Annotated in this window: 17 protein-coding genes; 4 read left to right on the top strand and 13 right to left on the bottom strand. The window is 55.9% G+C overall.

Going from position 1 to position 22,613, the window contains the following annotated elements; translation table 11 throughout:
* Positions 1-32: 32 nt before the first annotated feature.
* Positions 33-1,886: a dihydroxy-acid dehydratase gene (gene ilvD, locus R1T41_RS15775; RefSeq protein ID WP_062951697.1), complete on the bottom strand. Its 1,854-nt coding sequence runs from the start codon at positions 1,884-1,886 to the stop codon at positions 33-35.
* 499 nt (positions 1,887-2,385) lie between these two features.
* Here ilvD and R1T41_RS15770 point away from each other — a divergent pair, with 499 nt between their 5' ends.
* Complete coding sequence (locus R1T41_RS15770) at positions 2,386-4,449, top strand: tetratricopeptide repeat protein (RefSeq protein WP_317337757.1); 2,064 nt, start codon at positions 2,386-2,388, stop codon at positions 4,447-4,449.
* A 5-nt stretch (positions 4,450-4,454) separates the two neighbouring features.
* Here the strand turns inward: R1T41_RS15770 and R1T41_RS15765 are convergent, their stop codons facing one another.
* A complete protein-coding gene (locus R1T41_RS15765; RefSeq protein WP_317337756.1) occupies positions 4,455-5,099 on the bottom strand; it encodes an HAD family hydrolase in 645 nt (214 codons plus the stop codon).
* A gap of 215 nt (positions 5,100-5,314) precedes the next feature.
* On the opposite strand from R1T41_RS15765, the gene R1T41_RS15760 reads away from it, so the two are divergent.
* Positions 5,315-6,190: an AEC family transporter gene (locus R1T41_RS15760; RefSeq protein WP_062951881.1), complete on the top strand. Its 876-nt coding sequence runs from the start codon at positions 5,315-5,317 to the stop codon at positions 6,188-6,190.
* Positions 6,191-6,192: 2 nt separating this feature from the next.
* Here R1T41_RS15760 and R1T41_RS15755 read toward each other — a convergent pair whose 3' ends face one another.
* The 4 genes from R1T41_RS15755 to glmM form a co-directional block, all read right to left on the bottom strand.
* Complete coding sequence (locus tag R1T41_RS15755) at positions 6,193-6,549, bottom strand: hypothetical protein (protein ID WP_297013643.1); 357 nt, start codon at positions 6,547-6,549, stop codon at positions 6,193-6,195.
* On the bottom strand, positions 6,546-7,088 hold the full coding sequence (locus R1T41_RS15750) for a DinB family protein (RefSeq protein ID WP_317337755.1): 543 nt from the start codon (positions 7,086-7,088) through the stop codon (positions 6,546-6,548). Before R1T41_RS15750 ends, R1T41_RS15755 begins: the two co-directional genes overlap by 4 nt.
* Before the next feature lie 32 nt (positions 7,089-7,120).
* Positions 7,121-7,921, bottom strand: coding sequence for a bifunctional hydroxymethylpyrimidine kinase/phosphomethylpyrimidine kinase (gene thiD, locus R1T41_RS15745; RefSeq protein WP_317337754.1), 801 nt, complete (start codon positions 7,919-7,921; stop codon positions 7,121-7,123).
* A gap of 64 nt (positions 7,922-7,985) precedes the next feature.
* Complete coding sequence (glmM, locus tag R1T41_RS15740; protein ID WP_317337753.1) at positions 7,986-9,335, bottom strand: phosphoglucosamine mutase; 1,350 nt, start codon at positions 9,333-9,335, stop codon at positions 7,986-7,988.
* Positions 9,336-9,641: 306 nt separating this feature from the next.
* On the opposite strand from glmM, the gene R1T41_RS15735 reads away from it, so the two are divergent.
* The gene (locus R1T41_RS15735) at positions 9,642-11,621 is read left to right on the top strand and encodes a sensor histidine kinase (protein WP_317337752.1); all 1,980 of its coding nucleotides are present in this window, start codon (positions 9,642-9,644) and stop codon (positions 11,619-11,621) included.
* Complete coding sequence (locus R1T41_RS15730) at positions 11,618-13,594, top strand: sensor histidine kinase (RefSeq protein WP_317337751.1); 1,977 nt, start codon at positions 11,618-11,620, stop codon at positions 13,592-13,594. Before R1T41_RS15735 ends, R1T41_RS15730 begins: the two co-directional genes overlap by 4 nt.
* Positions 13,595-13,596: 2 nt before the next feature.
* On the opposite strand, the gene R1T41_RS15725 is transcribed toward R1T41_RS15730, so the two are convergent.
* From R1T41_RS15725 to tolB, 7 genes are all read right to left on the bottom strand, one after another.
* Positions 13,597-14,391, bottom strand: coding sequence for a response regulator transcription factor (locus tag R1T41_RS15725; protein ID WP_062951690.1), 795 nt, complete (start codon positions 14,389-14,391; stop codon positions 13,597-13,599).
* Positions 14,392-14,654: 263 nt separating this feature from the next.
* Entirely contained in the window at positions 14,655-15,770 is a 1,116-nt protein-coding gene (gene folP / locus R1T41_RS15720; RefSeq protein WP_317337750.1) for a dihydropteroate synthase, read from the bottom strand.
* A gap of 13 nt (positions 15,771-15,783) precedes the next feature.
* Positions 15,784-17,727 (bottom strand): ATP-dependent zinc metalloprotease FtsH, encoded by a 1,944-nt coding sequence (gene ftsH / locus R1T41_RS15715; RefSeq protein WP_317337749.1) that lies wholly within the window; start codon positions 17,725-17,727, stop codon positions 15,784-15,786.
* A gap of 86 nt (positions 17,728-17,813) precedes the next feature.
* Complete coding sequence (gene tilS, locus R1T41_RS15710) at positions 17,814-19,289, bottom strand: tRNA lysidine(34) synthetase TilS (protein WP_317337748.1); 1,476 nt, start codon at positions 19,287-19,289, stop codon at positions 17,814-17,816.
* Positions 19,290-19,299: 10 nt separating this feature from the next.
* Positions 19,300-20,475: a tol-pal system protein YbgF gene (ybgF, locus tag R1T41_RS15705; RefSeq protein ID WP_317337747.1), complete on the bottom strand. Its 1,176-nt coding sequence runs from the start codon at positions 20,473-20,475 to the stop codon at positions 19,300-19,302.
* A gap of 115 nt (positions 20,476-20,590) precedes the next feature.
* Positions 20,591-21,088 carry a peptidoglycan-associated lipoprotein Pal gene (pal, locus tag R1T41_RS15700; RefSeq protein WP_097050595.1) on the bottom strand — a complete coding sequence of 166 codons (498 nt, stop codon included), beginning with the start codon at positions 21,086-21,088 and terminating at the stop codon, positions 20,591-20,593.
* A gap of 129 nt (positions 21,089-21,217) precedes the next feature.
* Entirely contained in the window at positions 21,218-22,588 is a 1,371-nt protein-coding gene (gene tolB / locus R1T41_RS15695) for a Tol-Pal system beta propeller repeat protein TolB (protein WP_062951684.1), read from the bottom strand.
* Positions 22,589-22,613: the final 25 nt, after the last annotated feature.

The following is a 22,613-nucleotide window of genomic DNA, read 5'->3' as shown; positions in this document are numbered from 1 at the left end:
GGCGGCTTTTTTGATGTTATGGTTTGAACGACTTAAAATTCGACCTGCGTCACATCGCGGACCGCACCCTGATCGGCGCTGGTTGCAAGCGCGGCATAGGCACGAAGGGCCGTTGTGACCTTGCGTTTGCGCGGCTTGGCCGGTTTCCAGGCATCCTTGCCCTTGGCTTCCATTTCCTGACGGCGTGCAGCCAGAACCGCGTCATCGACCGCAATTTTAATCGAACGGTTCGGAATATCGATTTCGATCATATCACCCGGCTCGATCAGGGCAATTTCACCGCCTGCCGCCGCTTCGGGCGATACATGGCCAATCGAAAGACCCGACGTCCCGCCCGAGAAACGGCCATCGGTGACAAGCGCGCAGGCCTTGCCCAGCCCCATCGATTTCAGATAGCTGGTCGGATACAGCATTTCCTGCATGCCCGGACCACCTTTGGGCCCTTCATAACGGATGACAACAACATCGCCTTCCTTGACCTCACCACCCAGAACCTTGGCAACCGCCTCATCCTGGCTTTCGCAGATCACGGCCGGACCGGTGAATTTCAGGATGCTTTCATCCACACCACCGGTCTTGACGATGCAACCATTGGTCGCAAAATTGCCAAACAGAACCGCAAGACCACCATCCTGACTGTAAGCATGCGCAACGTCGCGAATGCAGCCTTCTTTTTCATCGAGATCGAGATCATCCCAATAACGCTCCTGACTAAACGCGGTCTGGGTCGGAATACCGCCCGGCATGGCGCGATAGAACTTTTGGACGGCCTCGTTCTTGGTGCGTTTGATGTCCCACTTTTCCAGGGCATCGGCCATGGTTTTGGCGTGTACGGTCGAAACATCGGTATGGAGCAAACCGGCACGATCCAGTTCGCCCAGAATACGCATGATACCTCCCGCACGATGAACATCTTCCATGTGGAATTTCGGGTGGTTTGGCGCCACTTTGGACAGATACGGGATCTTGCGCGACAGGCGATCCATATCCGCCATGGTAAAATCGACCTCCGCTTCCTTGGCGATAGCCAGAAGATGAAGAACCGTATTGGTCGAACCGCCCATCGCGATGTCAAGCGCCATGGCGTTTTCAAAGGCTTCGAACGTCGCGATGCCACGCGGGGTCGCGGTAACGTCTTCTTCCTCGTAATAACGGCGCGCCAGCTTGACGGATGTGCGCGCTGCCTCAAGGAACAGTTCCTGGCGCGCGGCATGCGTTGCCAGCACCGAACCGTTACCCGGAAGTGCAAGACCGAGAGCCTCGGCCAGACAGTTCATCGAGTTGGCGGTAAACATCCCGGAACACGAACCACAGGTCGGACATGCCGACCGTTCGACAACAGCAACCTGTTCGTCCGAGATTTTCGGATCGGCGGCTTCGACCATCGCATCAACAAGGTCAAGATGACGTTCCTGACCATTGATGGTGACCTTCCCGGCCTCCATCGGGCCACCGGAAACGAACACCGCCGGAACGTTAAGGCGCATGGCAGCCATCAGCATGCCCGGCGTGATCTTGTCACAGTTCGAAATGCAGACCATCGCATCCGCGCAATGGGCATTGACCATATATTCGACGGAATCCGCGATGATTTCACGTGACGGCAGGCTGTAAAGCATGCCGTCATGGCCCATCGCAATACCGTCATCAACGGCAATGGTATTGAATTCCTTGGCAACACCACCGGCAGCTTCGATTTCGCGTGCCACCATCTGACCAAGGTCTTTCAGGTGAACGTGGCCGGGGACGAACTGGGTAAAGCTGTTGACGACCGCAATGATCGGCTTGTCAAAGTCTTCATCCTTCATGCCCGTGGCGCGCCAAAGGCCGCGCGCACCGGCCATATTGCGGCCATGGGTGGTTGTACGGGACCGATATTCCGGCATGGTCGAACCTCTCTATCTTCGCGGGGTATTTATCATTGTCACATATTTAGGGCTTCTAGCACAGTCTTCGCGCCCAATGACAGTTTTTTGCCCGAAAATTTCGTGTTTTTGCGCCATATGGAACGAATGCTACCTGAAAGATAGCAGCCCTTTCCAAGGCAGCACTTTCAATCACCGGGTTAAGTTTCGGGAATTCCACCACCTTCCCCTAGCCAACCTACCCGAAAGACCCAAAATGCTATCCCATTAGATAGGCGACGGCCTCGACCACAATCCATATCTTAATAGGTGATTATCGCCGCCAGGCGATTCTCCCACTCCCATTCTCACCCCGGCCTGCTTGCAGGCTCGGGGTTTTTTTTATGCTTTTTACGGCGCCATCATTCTTTTTCCTGAAACGATGAAATGCTTTAAAGCAATGACAGAACGTTCCTTTTTCTGCATGCTGCCCCATATGACAGCGATCAGGACTGTCCATCTTACGAGGTAAAGCATATCGATGTCGGCCGATCTCAAGACACTGCTCAGGCGTGGACTAAGCGCGCATGAAGGCAACCGTCCTGATGAGGCCGAGAAGATTTACCGTCGTGCCCTGTCGCTTTCGCCCGGAAATCCCGAAGTCGAACATCTGCTGGCGACTCTTCTGACCGGCATTGACCGCCACCGCGAGGCCCTTGAACTGTTTGATAGCTGCCTGCCCCGGCTTGGTGCCAATCCTGCCGTTCGGTGCAATTTCGCGATTGCGCTGGAACGCGCCGGACAGATCGAAAAGGCCATCGACGAATTCCGCCAGGCCATCAGCTATCACGGCGATTTCCCCACTGCCCTTTATCATCTCGCCCGCCTTGAAATGCCACGCGGCCATATCGGGCAGACGGTGGACCTTCTGGGTCGGTTGCTGGGCCTTAAACCCGATCATTACGAAGGCCTTTTGTTATTTGGCGAGGCATTGCACGCACTGGGGCAGGAAGAAGCCGCACTCGCGTCGCTTGACCGCGCCGCCGAGGCCGCCGGCATCACCCCGAATATGATTTGCCGTGTCGGCGATGTTTCGCTGCGGCTTGGCTATCCCGGCATGGCGCAAAACCTGTATCAACGCGCGCTCAGCATTGATCCCCGTCATGTCCCGGCCCTGCACGGTTTGGGCCGCGCGCTCTCGGCACAGGGCGATTATGCCAAGGCGATCGCGATCCTTAAAACCGCCAAGCGCCTTGCCAAGGGCAGGATCGAAATCGATCTTGAAATTGCCGATATCGAATTGCGGTGCGGCGATATTGCAAGCGCAATTGCCGAACTGACCGTTCTTGTGGAAAAACACCCGGCAAATGCCACGGCTCATACCGCTCTTCTGGCTGCCGTTGCCAGGCTGCCTGATATCGGCGGGGTCGAATATCTTAAACAGGCCCGCCAATGGGCACGCAGCCACATGCCAGCCTTGCCCGAGCCGAACTTCATCAACAGCAAACAGGTCGATAAACGGCTTCGCATCGGATGGCTGTCACCGCATTTTTGCGAACATGCTTCCTTCGCCCTCCTATCAGGTGTCGCCCGGCACCTTAACCGCAACGAGGTCGAACTGTTTCTGTATTCGGCCACCCCGCGCCCGGACCAAACCACCCGTTCATGGCAGGTCATGGCCGATGGCTGGCGCGAGGTTTACGGCCAAAGCCCGCTTCAAATCGCTGAGCGTATCCGCAAGGACAGGATCGACATCCTGTTTGACCTGACCGGCCCGGTCGCAAATCAGCCGATCACGGTATTTGCCCATCGCGCTGCCCCGGTTCAGGCCAGTATCGCTCCGATGACAACCGGCATCAGCCAGATGGATTATATCCTTGTCCATCATCGTGCGATCCCGTCAAAACCTGCCGAAAACAAGCTGTTTTGCGAAAATGTGCAGCATTTGGGATCGGGGCCGTTTGCCTATGCCGGTGCCGATGATGCCGCCCCCCTAAGCCTCCTTCCGGCGGCAATTGACGAGGTCGTGACCTTTGGCTGCTTTGACCAGCTATCAAACATCAGTGACGCCAGCCTCAACTGCTTTGCGCGTGTTTTAAACAAGATCAAGGGCAGCCGCCTTGTCATTCAGGATGATGTTCTAGGCGACGCCTTTGCCAGAAAGACGATGCTGGATCGGCTGAGGCAGGCCGGGCTGCACTCGGATCGCGTCAATCTGATTGGTACGGTCAGTCCCGAAGACAAACCCGATCTTTACGCCCGGATCGATATCGGCTTGGCCCCGTTCCCGATGATCGATATCGCGCGCTATTTTGATATGCTCTGGCACGGTATTCCGTTTGTCACGATGGCTGGGGAAACACCGGCATCCCGCACGGGACTTTGCCTGCTGTCCGATGTCGGGCTTGATGCACTGGCGGCGGAAACACAGAAAGGCTACGTCGAAAAGGCCCTCCTTCTGACACAGGATATCAACGCCCTTACCACCATTCGGGCCGGCATGCGCGACCGGATGAAAAACAGCAAGGCCATGAGCGGCCACGCCGCCGCCCGCGAGCTTGAAGAAGCCTGTCGGGATATGTGGAAAACCTGGTGCGCGTTATGATGCGCCTAACGCGCCAGAACACCGCGCGCGAATAATTCCGAGACAGCCGCCTGCAAATCATCGGCGATAAAGTCGGCCTCTGCCGCCTCGGGCCAGGTGGTTTCCTTTGCCCCGTGCCCGGTCCGCACGATCACCGCGTGGGTTCCGGCCGCACGTCCGGCACGAATATCATTGATGCGATCCCCGATCAGAACACTGTCAGGCAGCGAAATCGCAAAATCCTCGGCCGCAGCAAGGATCATGGCCGGGCCCGGTTTTCGACATTCGCTGTCTCGGCGATACTCCTCAATCCCATCTGGATGATAGGGAGAATAATAAATCCCCTGCACCGATGCCCCCGCGCGCGCCAGCATCGCAATCATCGCCTCGTGCAGATCACGAAGACCCTCTTCGGACAGATAGCCACGCGCCACCGCCGACTGGTTGGTCACGATCACAACCGGAATACCGGCATCGTTAAGCTGCTTGATCGCGCTGGCGGTTCCGGGGATCAGGGCAAGATCATCAATCTTTGACAGGTAGTGAACCTCTTCATTCACCACCCCATCACGATCGAGAAAAACCGCAGGCACAGGATTGCGCTGATCGCGCCAGCGCGGAGCCGGATCGATGAAATGGCGATGAACGAAATCGTATTTCCTGTGGCTCATGTCGAACACTGTATCTTGTCTAGCTGCGCCAATATCGCGCTACCATGCACCATCAGCATCCGGAATGACAAGTTTTCACGACGCAGGTTTGCGTCGACTTATCGCGATGCGGAAAACCAACTGGTATTACCATTATTCGCTTGCCCCGCGACTATCGGTCATGACAATTTCACCCGGGGCCATTTGGGCCAAGCCATCTGGGGATACTGAATTTCATGTTTGCCGATATCTTTGCCATTCTTGCACCGGTTTTCATAACCACGGGTCTTGGTTATATCTGGGCACGATCCGGCAGACATTTCGATACGGGCCTGGTGACATCCATCGTCACCTATTTTGCGACCCCCTGCCTGACCTTTGCAGCCCTTGCCACAGTCGACCTTGGTGCGGATGCGCTGGTATCAATGGGGACTGCCGCCCTTGCCGCGAACATCATTTTCGTCCTGATCGGCTGGCCGATCCTGAAAGTTTTCAAACTGGCCCCGCGGACCTATCTGCAATCGCTGGCCTGGCCGAATGTCGGCAATGTCGGTCTGCCGCTTTGCATGCTGGCTTACGGGCAGGATGGTCTGGCATTGTCGGTTGCGTTTTTTGCTGTTTACGTGGTTTTGCAACTGACCATCGGGGTGGCGTTCGTTTCGGGCAGTTTCTCGCTTAAATCGATCATCAAGATGCCGATTATCCCGGCAACCCTGATTGCGACGGGCTTCCTTGCGACCAATACCGAAGTCCCCGCATGGCTTTACAACACGACCAACCTGATCGGGCAGCTCACCATTCCGTTAATGCTGTTTACATTGGGTGTGTCACTGGCCCGCCTTCGCCCGGTCAGCCTTGCACGCAGCACCGCACTTAGCATGCTGCGCCTTGCCATGGGCTTTGCGGTTGGCGTCGGACTTTCCGAAGTCATGGGACTTACCGGGATCGAACGCGGGGTCGTGATCCTGCAATGTTCGATGCCGGTTGCGGTGTTCTGCTATCTGTTTGCGCAGCTTTACAACCGCGAACCCGAAGAAGTTGCCGGTGTTGTCATCAGTTCCAGCTTCCTTGCCGCCATTGCCCTGCCCGGCCTGCTGTGGTACGTGCTCTAGACCTACCGGACGATCAGGCGATAGCTACCCTCGCCCGTGCCATCGCGGTAAAATCCGATGGCACATTCATATCGTCCCTTTTTAAGGTCCGGGTCGCCATTTTCCGATGAAAGTTCGCCGATATGCGCCCGGCATTCGGCAACGTCATCAAACCTTGCATCCGAAATACGGATATCGGTTTGTTTCTGCGTGTCGGGATAGTAAACCGCCGTCACCTTTTCCCAAGGGGCAGCATCATCCGTCCAGATCAGGTCGGCCACGAAACGACGTGATCCATCTGCAATCGTGGCAACAACCAATGCCGTCACCGCGACCAGAAAAAGACGCCGTTTGGTTCGATCGGTCAGTCTGAATGTCATACGCCGTCCCAGCCAAGGTCGTGAAAATCGGTGCCGCGAAATTCGGCATCACAATCAAGATGATATTCGTCAAGCTGCGGCGGCTTTTGCGATGTACCGCTCAGCATGGCATGCACCTGCCCGCGATGATGAGTCTGATGCACGAAAAGATGCGATAAAACCGCCCCCGCCGTTTCATGCGCTGTCTTCCCGTTACCACGATCTAACGCCACCAGCCGGGCCGCATCGGCATCGGACAGGTTTTCGCAAAATTTCAGCAATGTCTGGTCATTCTGACGCTGGGCATCGGAAAGTGCCGCAATATCGGAAAACGGGTTTTCATCGGCAAAGCAATCACGCCCGCGCCCACCGGCCCCAAGGGCATCAATGTAAAACCAGTCGACAATCAGGATGTGATTAAGCGTCCAAAGGATCGTCGGAAAGAACGATGTACGCTCCGCATTCAGCTCCGCGTCACTCAACCGCGAACAGACCGTCAGCAAGCGATGATTGGACCACGCATTGTTGCGCGCCTGATGGAAAAAGGAGGTTCCCGGCATGGCATTTTCTCCGTGCATGAAACCCCGTCCCCTTACTCGCCGGTAACGGGGTGGGCATGGTTAAGCGGACCATTGCCCTTGCCAAAATCAGGGGCGGTGCGGATCGCTTCGCGCACGAACGCCCGCGCACGTGCAACAGAATCACTCAACCCCATGCCCTGCGAAAGTCCCGTCGCAATTGCACTGGCAAGCGAGCATCCCGTCCCATGATTGTTTTCCGACGGAATGCGATCCGCCTCAAATCCTTCGATATCGCCATCATGGCGCCAAAGAATATCAACAATGCGGTCACCCTCGGCATGACCGCCCTTGACCAGAACCGCCTTCGCCCCCAGTTCACCTATCTTGCGGGCGGCTTCGATCATGTCGCCCTCATCCGTGATATTCATCCCCGAAAGCACTTCGGCCTCGGGAATATTCGGGGTCAGGACGGTCGCCAGCGGCACCATGTTTTTGATCAGGGCATCAACCGCATCTTCGTTCAAAAGACGCGATCCGCTTTGCGATATCATCACCGGATCGACAACCACTGGAATATCGGCGGCTTTGGCCCGGATGAATTTTGCAACCGCTTCGATAACCGGGACGCTATGGAGCATACCGGTCTTGATTGCATCCGCCCCGATATCATCAATTGTGACTTCAGCCTGATGAACGATCAGTTTCGGATCAATCCCCAGAACATCGAAAACACCGGTGGTATTTTGCACCGTCAGCGCCGTGATCGCGGTTGCGGCATATCCGCCCAGAACGGTCACGGATTTGATGTCGGCCTGAATTCCGGCCCCGCCGGAACAGTCAGAACCGGCAATGATCAACACGCGACCTTTCATGATCGACCTCCAAGCACTTCTGATATTCGGTCCAGGGTCAGGACCCTAAGATAGTTCCGCTGCCTTAACCCGCAACAGCCATGATTTCGGCAACAATGCCATCAACGATCCGTTCGACCTTCATCGCGTCATCGCCTTCGGCCATCACACGGATCAGTGGTTCGGTTCCCGATTTGCGGATCAGAACGCGACCATCGCCGTTAAAGGCCCGTTCGGCACTGGAAATCGCATCAACCACACTGCTGTGTGACAGCGGATCGGAACCCGCTGCATACCGCACATTTTTAAGGATCTGCGGCAGCGGATCAAACACGCGGCTCATTTCCGAAACCGGACCTTCACGATCAGCCAGAACCGCCAGAACCTGAAGGGATGCCAGCAGGCCATCACCGGTGGACGCAAAATCCGACAGAACGATATGGCCGGACTGCTCCCCGCCGACATTGCAATCAAGGGCGCGCATCTGTTCCACAACGTAACGATCCCCGACCTTGGTACGGATCAGGCGCAGACCATTGCTTTCAAGGTAACGTTCAAGGCCAAGGTTTGACATCACAGTCGCAACCAGCGCATTGCCGCGCAACTGCCCGGTGCGTTTCCAGTGCGTGGTGACAAGGCCCATCAACTGATCGCCATCAATCAACTGGCCTTTTTCGTCGCACATCTGAACCCGGTCGGCATCGCCATCCAAGGCAATCCCGACATCGGCCTTTTCGGCCAACACCCGGTCACACATGGTCTGGGTGTGAGTCGATCCACATTCGGCATTGATGTTAAGGCCATTCGGCTTGGTGCCGATTTCAATGACGTCCGCGCCCAATTCCCGCAACACCTTGGGGGCGACGGAATAGGCCGCACCATTGGCGCAATCCAGAACGATCTTGAGCCCTTCAAGCGTCACGGAAGACGGCAGCGATGATTTGACCGCCTCGATATAGCGTCCCGGCGCATCATCAATGCGTTGCGCGCGGCCAAGTTTGTTCGCAGGTACAAGCAACGCGGACATATCGCTATCCATCATGGCTTCGATCTCAAGCTCGACCTCGTCAGACAGTTTGAAACCATCCGGGCCAAAAAGCTTGATCCCGTTATCCTGATAGGGGTTATGCGAGGCCGAAATCATCACACCGATATCGGCACGCATCGATTTGGTCAGCATGGCAACGGCCGGGGTCGGCATCGGCCCGACCAGCATCACATCCATCCCCATGGATGTGAAACCGGCAACAAGGGCTGGCTCAAGCATGTAGCCCGAGAGACGGGTATCCTTGCCAATCACCACACGATGACGATGATCGCCCCGCGTGAAATAATGGCCTGCGGCCATCCCGACCTTAAGCGCAACTTCGGCTGTCATGGGGGCGGTGTTGGCGGTTCCGCGGATACCGTCGGTCCCGAAATATTTACGGCTCATGCTCGTCTTCTCTGCTTCCATCCCGACGCATTGATGCGCGGGTTATTTTTCCTGACTGCCGGTTATATCAAAGTGTCCGCGCAATGCTACCGGCAAGTGACCGATTGTACCGGGAATAAACAACCGATCCGTTAATCGCATCCTTGATGCTTCGCTTATAAAAGCCATGACCTTGCTTTTAAAACCCGGTATCTAGAATGCAAAGCGTTTGAATATTCCGAAATCGGGGGCATTTTGCGGAAAGTCGGTTACCGCAACGGCTATATGGCTGTGATCATATTACAGGTCATCTTTTTGATGATTTCCATGATCCGCCCTGCCCTTGCCCATCCTGGCAATCATGAACTTGTCATCGGATCCTATTCCGAAGACCAGGACAATATCGACCTTACCCCGTTGATTGAACGGCTGAAAGCAGACCGGCAGGCCCGCATTGCATCCGAGGTCGCAAGCCTTCCCGCAGACGATTTCACCTCGGTTGTTGGCTCTGTAGGTGCGGGTTACACGCTTGATACCGTCTGGTACCGCATGCAGATCCATGTCACACAAGCCGGTGCGGAACCCCTTCAATTCAAACGCTATCTGGAAATTTCGCCGCCCTATCTGAACCGGGTCGCGCTGACCATTCTTGATCGCCAGACCCGATTGCCGGTCTGGAACAACATCGTCGGTGACCATATCACCCCGAATGCATCAGAAGCCCGCGGGCGACAGCATCTCAGCACTTGGCCAAACCTGCCTGCCGGCAGTTACTGGCTGGTGATTGGCGTTTCCAGCAACAGCGCCCAGCTTTTGAATGCACATATCAAATCCGATACGGTTCTGATTGCCGAAAACGTGCAGGATACGTTCCTGTATGGTCTTTATCTCGGCATCCTTTTTATCGGCTTTATGGTCTATTTCACACTCGGTTTGCTGATCCGCGACCGGGCGATTATCTGGTACGGCCTTTACATTCTCGCCCTGTTCACCGCGACGGCGGGTATTTCGGGATATGCCCATCTTCTTCTGGCTGGAACGTGGCCGCAGGCAAGTGACGCGATCACCGGATCGGGTACGGCATTTTCGATTGCAACCAGTGTTATGATGTGGGCCTACATCATTGGACTGGACCGGTTAAAGCGCAATGTTTTCCGGGCAATGGCGATTTATGCCACGTTTGCCGGTCTATGTGCCCTTACATCGGTCAGTGACACCTATATCTATTTTGCCCGCGGCATGTTCCTGCCACATATCGGTGTCCTGCTGATCCTGCTTGGATATCTGTTCTATTTCGGCTGGACCAGATCAAATGCCCAAATGCTGCGCGTGTATTTTGTGGCTCTTGGCTTGCCTGCGGTCGCGGCAATCGTGCATCTTTTGATGCTGATGGGCATCGTCCCGGCCAATGTCTTTACCAGCAACTGTTATCAGGTGGCATCCCTTGCACATTTGCTGTTGCTGGGGATCGCGATGGCCGGACGAACGCATGAGCTCGCCAATCAGCGCGTTTCGGCCTACCGCAGCAATACGCGCGCCAACCAGCTCGCGGACGAGCAGCGTGAATTCATTACCATGCTGTCCCACGAATTCCGGACGCCGCTTGCGATTATCCAGCGCGCGGCGGAAATGGTCGCACTGCATGTTCAGAACGCCCCCGAAGCTGTCACAAGCCGTATCGCGACCATCCGCAGCAATGCCTCGCAACTATCGGAACTGGTTAATGTGTTCCTGACCAAGGAAACCCTGGACAGTACCAATTTCAGTATTTCGCCCAAACCAACCATTATGGCCCCGTTCCTGAAGGATCTGGTCAAACGGCGTCAACGCGAAAACCCGGATCATGATGTCGATCTGGGCGAAACCGATTTCACCGTTATCCGGATCGACCGCACCCTGATCGAACGGGCACTGAGCAATCTGATTGAAAACGCCCGGAAATATGCCCCGAATGCCAGTGTTCGTATCGGTTTCACCCATCGAAGCGATGGCAATGTCTATATCCGCGTGACCGACAACGGGCCGGGAATATCCCAGGATGATCTGGCACTGGCTTCAGAAGCGTTCTATCGCGGCAATACATCGGGCAGCACCCATGGTGTCGGCTTGGGTCTGCACATCACCAACCGGATCATCAATGCCCATCGTGGCCGGATGACAATCAGCGTCGGTGAAACCGGCGGCACGACCATTCTGATCCGTTTGCCTTATGACCGGGAACTGACCAACAACAATATCGAAGCCGCACGAACCGATAATCTTGATCCGCCAGCCATGCCTGTTTCCCGCGAAGGAAATCCGTCATGAGTCGCCGGAACACCCTGTCTGGATATTCTGTTTGGCAACACGTCATGCTGGCTGTCACAACATTACTGTTCGGGATGGCGATCCTGTCATCGGCCAGGGCCGCGGAATTTGGCAAACTGACACTTCTGCCGGGAATTTCCAGCCCGGTTAATCTGCATAATCATGTTCTGTCACTTGAAGACAGGACAAATGATCTGACACTTGAAGACATCCTGCAAATGCCGGCCGAAAACTTTGCGCCTAGTCCCGGCATTCCAAGTTTTGGTTATACCGGTGACACCGTCTGGTATCGGTTGGCGCTTTCGGTTCCCGAAGGATTGAACGAACCGCTGCATCTTGAAATTCGCCCAAGCTATATGAACTTCATCGATGTTTATCTGATCAAACAGGGAACATCGCGACATTTCTGGCAAAGCCGGATGGGGGACCATGTCCCGGCAAGCCAGCGGCCAATAAAAGGCAGCGAACAGGTCGACCGCTTTCCCCCGCTGGAAGCCGGCGATTATGTGCTTGTTATCCGAACCAAATCAAACAGCACCCAGTTCCTTATGGCCAAGCTGTGGCCCACCAATCAGCTGGTTTCCAGCCTGACCTTGCGGGATTCCGGACTAAGCATCTATTTCGGCGTTATTCTGATGCTGGGGGTTGTTTACATCATTCTGGGAACACTGGCACGTGACCGGGCCATCGCGGCATATGGATCCTGTGTCCTGTCGATCGGGACCCTTGCATCATCGGCAAGTGGCCTTGCACTGTCGATCCTTCAACCCGAATGGCCCTATGCCAATGATCTGATCGTTGGTGGAAGCAATGCCATGGCTGCTGCGGCCACCATTTTCCTGTGGTTCTATATTCTCGATCTGAACCGCCAGAACAATGTCGTGGCAAGGATCATCAAAATTTATTGCGTGCTTTCAATTGCCTGCGCACTGACCGCAACCAATAATTTTTACGCGCTTTACGGTACCTATATTGTGCCCCTGCATGCCGTACTCCTGACGACATTTTGCATTGTCCTCGCCTACCGGATCATACGCACCCCGACCGAATGGCTGTTGTGGCTTTATTTCGTTGTGCTTGCACTTCCGACAGGGGCTGCCGTCTTGCTGCAACTGACACATGCAGGCCTGATCGAAGCCACGCCACTGCGGCTCGGACTACATCAGTTCACATTGCTTTTCCATATGTGCGCCATGAGCGTGATCATGGGCTTTCGCCTGTCCAGAATCGAAAAAGAACGCATGGACATGGTCAAAATCGCCGCGGCAACAACATCGCTTGTCGGTGAACAGCGCAAACTGATTTCCATGCTTTCCCATGAATTCCGCACACCGCTTGCCGTCATTCAAAGGTCGTCCGAAATGCTTTCGCTGCGCCTGCGCGAAGCACGAAGCGATGTGACGGACCGCCTGCAACGCATTCAGGATCAGGCACGGAAACTATCCCGTCTGGTGGATATTTTCCTCAACAAGGATGGCATCGACGACGGCGACTTTGCGCTGGCCCGTGAACTGGTGCCGGTCAACCACTTACTGGCCGACTTCGTATCGAACACGTCACGCGCCGATGCCGAAATCACGCTTGAATGCATCGGGACCGAAGGGCTGGAAACCTATGTCGATGTCACGCTTGTCGGCCTTGCCATCACCAACCTGATCGAAACGGCACGCCGATATGCCCATGGCGCCCCCATTCATGTGGCAGCACGCCCCAACAGTGACTGGCTTGTGGAAATCGTTATCCCCTATCACGGGCAGGATTTGAACAGTGATGAAATCCGCCGCATCAGCGATGCCCTGTTCCGTCGCGAGGTTGAGGCAGCATCCCTGCAAAGCGCCCTCGGCCTGCATATCTCGCAGCGCATTGTCGATGCACATGGTGGATCGATAAAAATGCGCGACAAGGGTACAGACGGTGTCGAACTTTGTCTGTTGCTGCCCTGCGACGAGATCACCGGATCATTCGGCAATTAGGATCAGGCGCTTTCGGGCACGCCCACGATAACAGCAGAGGATGTAAAGGCATAGCCGCGGCCATAAGCGGTCCGGATCGGCAATTCCTCGCCAACTTCGCGAAGCACCTTCTGGCGGACACGCCGGATCGCCGTATCAAGATTGCGGCAGTTTTCAGCCGTATCGGCCTTGCCCAGTGCCATGACAATTTCCGGGCGCGTCAACCAGGCACCGTTGGCTTCAACCAGCAACCGAACAATCGTGCGCTCGGTCGCCGTAAGGGTCGAAGAATTGCCATCGGAATTGCTGAGCGTCCAGTTCAGCATGTCGAGCGTCCAGCGATCGTCACGGGCCAGTGCCTCAAGTTCGGCTTCCGCCTCGTTCTCGCTCCTGCCAACCCGGCGCAGCAGCGGGCGCAGGGCCGCCTCGATCACCGAAAGCGGGCTGTCTTTCGTCAGGTAAACATCCGCACCGGATTTATAACCCGTAAGATGATGGTCCATCCCCGCAAGCGAGGTCAGCATCATGATTCCACAATCAAGATTGGCGCGCGCATATTTGGCCAACTCATAGCCATCCGCATCCGGCAGCATGATATCAAGAATGACCGCCGCCGGTGACTTGGTTTTCAGCGCACGATGAAACGCTGCGCCGGTGTCGCAACCGACAACATCAAAGCCGCACATCTCGAGGTACTCACACAAATCCCGATTAAGATCGGCATTGTCCTCAACCACGAAAACACAAGTCGCCATTGTTTCCTGACCTGCAGCCGCTCCGGACTGCTCAACGCGCACGCGCGCGCTGTATCCGTTCATTCAACTTCGCTTTCAATGTTTGCTCAGAACCAACCATTCGCGCGACCTTCCTGGTCGCATTTAGTTTTATCTATAATGGTATGTGGCGATTGGGGAAAATCCGCAAGCCCCAAGCACAATCTGTCAGAAATTGCCAGATTCCCCACACCAGTAAAAAGGCCCGCAGTCCAGGCACCCGAAAGTACACAAAAACTGCAGGCCTTTTATAAATCGTTGGTAAAAACCGTCAATCTATACATCTATAGATTGACGATCGAAGAAGCCTATACCAGGGACGTTGCCGTCGTGACGGAAATCGATTGAACCGTCTCGTGCACATCATGCACCCGGATCATCTGAACCCCGTGCCGCCAGCCATTGATCGCCGATGCAATCGACCCGCCAAGACGTTCTTTTGGGGATGCTGCCGGATCAATCTTGCCGATAAACGATTTGCGCGATGTCCCCAACAGGATCGGGCAGCCCAGACCATGAAAAATCGCCAGACGCGATAACAGTTCCAGATTATGCGACAATGACTTGCCAAAACCGATACCCGGATCAACACAGATGCGATCGCGCGAAATACCCGCCCGTTCGCAGCTTTCAATCCGGTCCAGCAGATAGTCATACACATCCAGAACCGCACAATCATATTGCGGGTTTTCCTGCATGGTGCCCGGTTCGCCCTGCATATGCATCAGGATCACCGGCTTGCCCGATGCGGCGGCGACTTCCATTGACCGCTCATCCCCCTCAAGCCCGGTAACATCATTGATGATGGCTGCACCGGCCTCAATGGCGGCTTCCATCACCCCCGCATGGCGGGTGTCGATGGAAACGCAATGACCGTCTTCGGCCAGGGCACGGATCACCGGAACAACGCGCGCGATCTCGTCCGCTTCGGAAACGGTTTCCGCCCCCGGGCGTGTCGATTTCCCACCGATATCAAGGATGGACGCCCCCTGCTCGGCCAGCACGCGCGCACGCGCAATCGCCTGATCGGTGGTGTTGTAATCTCCACCATCGGAAAAGCTGTCCGGCGTCACATTGACAATGCCCATCACATGGCAGGACGCCATATCAAGCCCGGCAAAATCGGCACGCTTTGTGGTCAGACGGTTCAGGACATCATTGATTTCATCAACCCGTCCCGAATTCTGGACCCAGCCTTCAAGCGCCAGCAACGGCAGGATCATGCTTTCGGCCCCGCCGCCTTCGCGACGACGGATGATTTCAAGCGCGGAAAATCCACGGCGGGATCCGGCCAAGGGTAATGTATTGGGATCATCGGCATGGTCGATGAAACCGGTAGGTGCGTAATATAACGGTCCGTCAAAATCAGCAAAGCCCCGCACATCGGCGGGGCTTCGCAGGACCGATCCTTCGATCTTGTCCATCAGTCTCTTTCAGTTAGCTGCCCGGCTGCGGCTCCGGGGACAGATCCCCACCACCTTCACCCGGGTTTTCCTTGCGTGCGCCACCGGTGCTCGGCACGGTCGAACGGCGTCCGCTGCCCGTATCCTTGCCGCTGCCATTGGAATGGCCCGAACGGTTGATTTCCTCACCACGCAGAAGCGCTTCGATTTCCTTGCCCGACAGGGTTTCGTATTCCAGAAGCCCCTTGGCAAGAACATGCAGATCGTCAAGATGCTCGGTCAGAACACGCTTGGCAAAGACATATGCCTCGTCGGAATAACGACGCACTTCCTCGTCAATCAGTTGGGCTGTTTTCTCGGAAACATTCTTGTGCTGGGCAACACTGTGGCCCAGGAACACTTCTTCCTGATTGTCCACATATTTGACGTTGCCAAGCTTGTCCGAGAAGCCCCACTCGGTCACCATCTTGCGCGCATATTGCGTCACCATATTGATGTCCGAAGACGCACCCGTGGTGACCTTGTCCTTGCCAAAGATGATTTCCTCGGCAACGCGGCCACCCATGGCAACCGCAAGGTCGGAAATCAGCTGTTCATAGGATTTGGAAACCTGATCACGTTCCGGCAGGCGCATCACCATACCCAGCGCACGACCGCGCGGAATGATGGTTGCCTTGTGGATCGGATCGGATGCCGGGGTATGCAGCGCGACAAGCGCATGACCACCTTCGTGATAGGCCGTCAGCTTCTTCTCGTCGTCGGTCATGATCATGGAACGGCGTTCCGCCCCCATCATCACCTTGTCCTTGGCATTCTCGAAATCGGCCATGGTGACAACACGCTTGCCAAGACGGGCTGCAAGAAGGGCTGCCTCGTTGACAAGGTTTGCCAGATCCGCGCCCGAGAAGCCCGGCGTACCACGCGCAACAGTGCGCAGGTCAACATCCGGTCCCAGCGGAACCTTGCGGGCATGAACACCAAGAATATGTTCACGGCCTTCAAGGTCCGGGTTCGGCACAACGACCTGACGGTCAAAACGACCGGGGCGCAGCAATGCCGGGTCCAGAACGTCCGGACGGTTGGTTGCCGCCACAAGGATAACACCCTCGTTGGCTTCGAAACCATCCATCTCGACCAGAAGCTGGTTGAGCGTCTGCTCGCGTTCATCGTTACCGCCGCCAAGACCGGCACCACGATGGCGGCCAACGGCGTCGATTTCATCGATGAAGATGATGCAGGGCGCGTTCTTTTTGCCCTGTTCGAACATGTCACGCACACGCGATGCACCGACACCAACGAACATTTCAACGAAATCGGAACCCGAAATCGTAAAGAACGGCACATTGGCTTCACCGGCAATCGCACGCGCCAGAAGCGTCTTACCCGTACCCGGAGGTCCGACAAGAAGCATGCCTTTGGGGATTTTACCGCCAAGACGCTGGAATTTCTGCGGATCGCGCAGGAAGTCGACGACTTCTTCAAGCTCGCCCTTGGCTTCCTCGATCCCGGCAACGTCTTCAAAGGTCACCCGACCGGATTTCTCGGTCAGCATCTTGGCCTTTGATTTGCCAAAGCCCATGGCTTTGCCACCGCCGCCCTGCATCTGACGCATGAAGAAAATCCACACACCAATGATCAGCAGCATCGGGAACCAGCTGATCAGCGCGCTCATAAGCGGCGACAGGCTTTCTTCCGGCTGGGCGATAATACGAACGCCCTTGTCGTTTAGACGTTCGACAAGGCTCGGATAATCAGGGGTATAAACACTAACGGTCCGGTTATCGCGGGTTTGCGCTGTAAGAGTGTTGCCCTGGATCGTAACTTCTGAAATCTGGCCGCTGTCAACTTCGGCCAGGAAGTCCGAAAACGCCAGCGTTGACTGGCCGCTCCGTCCTGATGGCGACTGAAACAGGTTAAACAAAGCCACCAAAAGGATGGCAATGATAACCCACAGTGCGAGATTTTTTCCCATATTCATTCCAAGCTACTGATCGCAATTTGTGTTCGCCATGACGCGCAATCGCCCTGCGCACGGCCTGATCATCAGATAATGATAAGGTACCTTTACGCAAGTAGGACGTCGGGTTTCGGCGACGATTTAAACCCACTTTCCCACAAAGGTGTCGGGGGTGCAAACCGCCATCGCATTCCGATTGCGTTTTCTGCTCCCATCGGGACCGTCCGGCAACCGGCGGCGGATAATACGTCGGAAATGCCCGAAACCTCAAGCCCGCCAACGGAAAGCAGGACTTCTTTATCATAAAGGGCGGGTATGGATGCAAGGGCCGCGCGCGGTAAACGATCAACAAACGGCGCGATTTTGCCAATGGCGGCCCGAAATGCCCGTGTGTGAAACGCATCACAAGCAGACAGCGGCGCGATCACAAACCGGCCAAAATCAGCATAATCAGCGGTTGCAACCTGCCTGATACCGTCAAAAAACAGCTCGAAACGATTGTCCCAGCGCTGACCAGCCGGCCCAATCACCAATGCCGGATTGACGCGAACCGGCGCGATATCCATCCGCCCGACTTCGCGATAAACCAGTAAAATATCGCCGCGGCGGTGCAACACACATCCGCCCAGACTGACGCGCGCGTCTTCCTGCCCCCTCAATTGCAACAAGGCGGCGGCCAACGCATCAAAAGCAGGCATGTAATTTTCACCGCCAATCACCCGGACAATATGCCCAAGCCCATAGCAAGCCGTGGTTTCACCGGTTCCGGCATCCCGCCATTTTGAAAATGCAACTTGGGCAATACCGCAATTCGCGACCTGAACCGTCGCGGCCAGAAGATCACCGATAAGATATTCAGCTGCCTGACGTTCTTCCGTGCCGCGATCTGGATCAGCCCCGCCTGCATCATCCGTCAGGATCGCACCGTGCCGGATGCGAACCCTTTCGAAACCGGTATTGCGATTTGACGGGTCTTCGACCCAATCCTGCCGGTATGCCTGCACCGTTGCGATCAGGTCTACCTTGGCGATGGGCAATAACGGTCGCAACAGGCGCGCATTGCGCAGAAAACGACGTGCGCTCATCCCTGCCCGTCCAATGACGCCGCTTTCACGGTTCTGCCGCATCACAAGCGTCTCACGCTGATCATCCCGGTGATGGGCGACCAGCAGATGCAGGATGCCCAACGCACCCAATTCGCGATCAAGCAATTCATACCGGGCCTTGCGCGCCGCTTCCTGAATGCCGCTTTGCGGCTTTTCCCCGTCCCAGCGCAGGATGCGGTGCGCAATATCGTGCTTTTCAAGCTGCTCTCCGACCCAGATGGCTTCTTGCGCAGCATCGGCTCGCAAACCGTGATCGACCGTCATAGCGATCAATTCGCCACTGTTTGACCGGCACCATTCATTCGCCAGCAACGCCAGCGCCATGCTGTCCGCACCACCGGAAACAGCCACGGCAATTTTGGGGCTGTCCTCAAACGGCGCAAACGCATTCATCAGGCGCGAAAAGACAACGGCGTCCAATGAGGTTCCATCGGACGCCGGATCAGATTTGATCATATCGTTTGATCGATCTGTCATCAGTCTGCTTTTACGAACAACCGCGTGTTTTGCGTTCCTGGCGGGCACGGTCAAGCACCACCGCCGACGCGTTCGGGAAATTCGCAATCAGATGGCCAAAAGTCGTGCAGGCATCCTCGTTCTTGCCAAGATTGCCCAACGACATGCCAAGTTTCAGCAGGTTATCCGCCGCCTTGCTGCTATCGGGATATGTCTGGAAGCCCTCGGTAAAGGCAACAGCCGCCTGATCATACTGTTCGCGAACATAGAATGTCTCGCCAAGCCAGTATTGCGCATTACCGGCCAATGGATTGTCCGGATGGCTTTTGACAAACGCGGCAAGTGCAGTTTCAGCCGCGGCAAAATCCTGCCGGCGCAAAAGATCAAAAGCGTAACGATATTGCTCTTCCGGTGTACCGGCCGGAAGTGCTGCACCACCGGCCGCGGCACTCGCCGTACGGGCCGGTGCCGCCGAAGACGTACCTGCCGGACCTGACGGAACAGAGGGCGGCGAGCCTTCGTTTTCAATCACGCCAAACAATTGGGTGCCACGATCATCAACCCGTTGCCCCGCGCCTGCGGTATTGGGTTGTGCCGCCGAACCGGTTGCATTGTTCGCAGCCGCCCCTGCCGCAGCCCCCGCCGCCGCAGATGGCGCAACGGCGCCCGTCTGGGTACCGGTCGCTGCACCGCCTTCAAGCTGGCTCAGGCGATAATCGACATCGGACACCAACCGTTCAAGACGATCTTCGATCTTGCGGATACGGAAATCGAATTCCTCGATTTGCCCTGTCAACTGGGTGACGGCGCGCTCGATATCGTTGATCTGGACCTGCTGACGGGCCGCTGCCGGGCTTCCGCCACTTGCACCACCACTGTCAGGCACGCCCCCCGAAGGAACACCCTCGCGATAGACATAACGCTGCAACAGATCAAGATCATTGCGAAGCTGTTCGACCTGACGGGTCATATTGGCGTCCTGCGCATGCACAGGCGCACTGCCAAGAACAGTCATTCCCATCAGGGCCGTGACGGCAAACACCGACAGATAGCCGATCGGGCTGCGTCGCAACGCCCCCTGTTTCCCCCCAACGGTTGGTGAAATCGCAACGGCCGACATACGGGGCGGCAGGGCGTCATTTCGGTAACCGGTTTTCGGGCCAACTCGGATCATTTTCGGGTCCTTCGTCGTAATTTCGAACATCATATCCCCCGTGTCATCAAGGAATATCTAATGTTGCAACATTTTCAGGCGGCAAAAATAAGGCGCCTGTTCCGTACGGAACAGGCGCCTTGAAATTCAGGCTTTCACCTGCACGCTCTTAACGGATAACCGAAACAGAGCGGCGGTTTTTCGCCCAGCTTTCTTCGTCGTGGCCCAGAGCGACCGGACGTTCTTTACCATAGGAAATGGTTTCGACACGCGACGGATCAATGCCCAGAGCAACGAGGTAATCTTTCACGGAGTTCGCGCGACGCTCACCCAGTGCAAGGTTGTATTCACGCGTGCCGCGTTCGTCGGCATGGCCTTCGACAACGACTTTGTACTGCGGGTATTTTTTCAGCCAAGCAGACTGAAGTTCCAGCGTACGGCGTGCTTCGCCCGACAGGTCATATTTGTCGAAGCCAAAGAATACGCGATCGCCAACATTAACCGCGAACCATTCCGGGCTGCTTTCCGAAAGCGCGCTCGAAGTGGAAGACGGCTGATTGGTGGTCGAGACACCTTCGCCAGCAGAGGTTGCAGAGCTGTCAGGTGCGGTTTCACAGGCAGCCAGAAGTGCGGCAGCAGCAAAAACACTCAGAATCCGAAGTTTCATTTAAGTTTTCCCCTTAACACCGGACACATTCGCCCGATTGTGGTGTTTTCCATGTCTCGCGACACCGAAAATGCCCGCGATTAATGCGAATCGCATTCAGTGCTTCGCGATGACTATACTCTTGAGATATCAGGGAATCAAGGGCGACCATGCTGGATCTGATCCATCCGCCGGTGTAACGATCTCTCGTTCGTTATAACCGGTCAAATCGATCGAATACAGACGGTATCGATCCTTGGTCCCGTCCCTGGACGGGTGCTGGCGGTGATACATCAACACTCTTCCGTTCGGTGCCCATGTCGGGCCTTCGACAAGGAAGCCCTCGGCCAAAAGCCGCTCTCCACTGCCATCCGGACGCATGACACCGATATAGAACCGACCTCCTTGTGATTTGGTGAAGGCGATCAGGTCTCCGCGTGGCGACCAGACCGGTGTGGCATAAAGACCACCACCGAAACTGATGCGCTGGACGCCGCTACCATCCGCATTCATCACGTAAAGTTGCTGTGATCCGCTACGGTCAGAGTTGAACGTGATTCGCGAACCATCAGGAGAATATGACGGCGATGTATCAACTGCAGGATGCCGCGTCAACTGGCGTTTTTCACGCGTACGCAGATCCAGCTCGTAGACTTCACTATTGCCGTCCAAAGCCTGGGACATCACCACGGAATTGCCATCTGGGGCAAAGCGCGGGGCAAAGGTCATGCCCGGGAAATCGCCAAGCAATTCAAGCTCGCCGGTATCGATATCCAGAACATAGACACGTGGTTTGTCGTTGAAGTACGACATATAAACCACTTCCTGGGCCGTCGGAGAGAAACGCGGGTTCAGGACAAGAAACTTGCCGTCTGACAGGAAACGGTGGTTCGCACCGTCCTGATCCATGATGGCAAGCCGCTTGACGCGTTTATCGCCCGGGCCCGATTCGGAGACATAAACGATACGGGTATCGAAATAGCCCGATTCCCCGGTAATGCGTTTATAAATCTCGTCGGCAATCTTGTGTGCGATGCGCCGCCAGTTGTTCGGCTGGGTGCGATAGGCCACCCCTGCCATCTGGTTTTCAGCCAGAACATCCCAAAGGCGGAATTCGACACGCAGAAGCCCGTTCGGTTCGGTTACGACCCGGCCATTGACGAGTGCCTGTGCATTGATTGCGCGCCACTCGGCAAAGTTCGGATTAACCGCCAGCGAACTGGCACTCTGAATAAAGGCTTTTTCGTCAATCGGCGCAAACAGACCCGATCGCGCCAGATCATTGCTGATCACCGATGTGATGTTCTGGCCTACTTCGGTTTCCGAAACACCTTCACCCGGGAAACGGGTAATGGCGATCGGCATCGGCTTGACTTCACCGCGGGTGATGTCGATACGGAGTTCGGCATGCGCCGGTGCCGAGGGTACAACGGCCAGGCCAGCGACAACGGCAAGGGCACACAGTCCGGCCAGACTGCGTGTAACCCAATATCGTTTGAATGCGTTGGTCTTGATGGTCATCCTGCCTCGCTATTTTCCACGCGTT

The sequence above is a fragment of the Thalassospira lucentensis genome (assembly GCF_032921865.1).
Taxonomy (GTDB): Bacteria; Pseudomonadota; Alphaproteobacteria; order Rhodospirillales; family Thalassospiraceae; genus Thalassospira; species Thalassospira lucentensis_A.
This window is presented reverse-complemented; position numbering and strand designations above follow the sequence as displayed.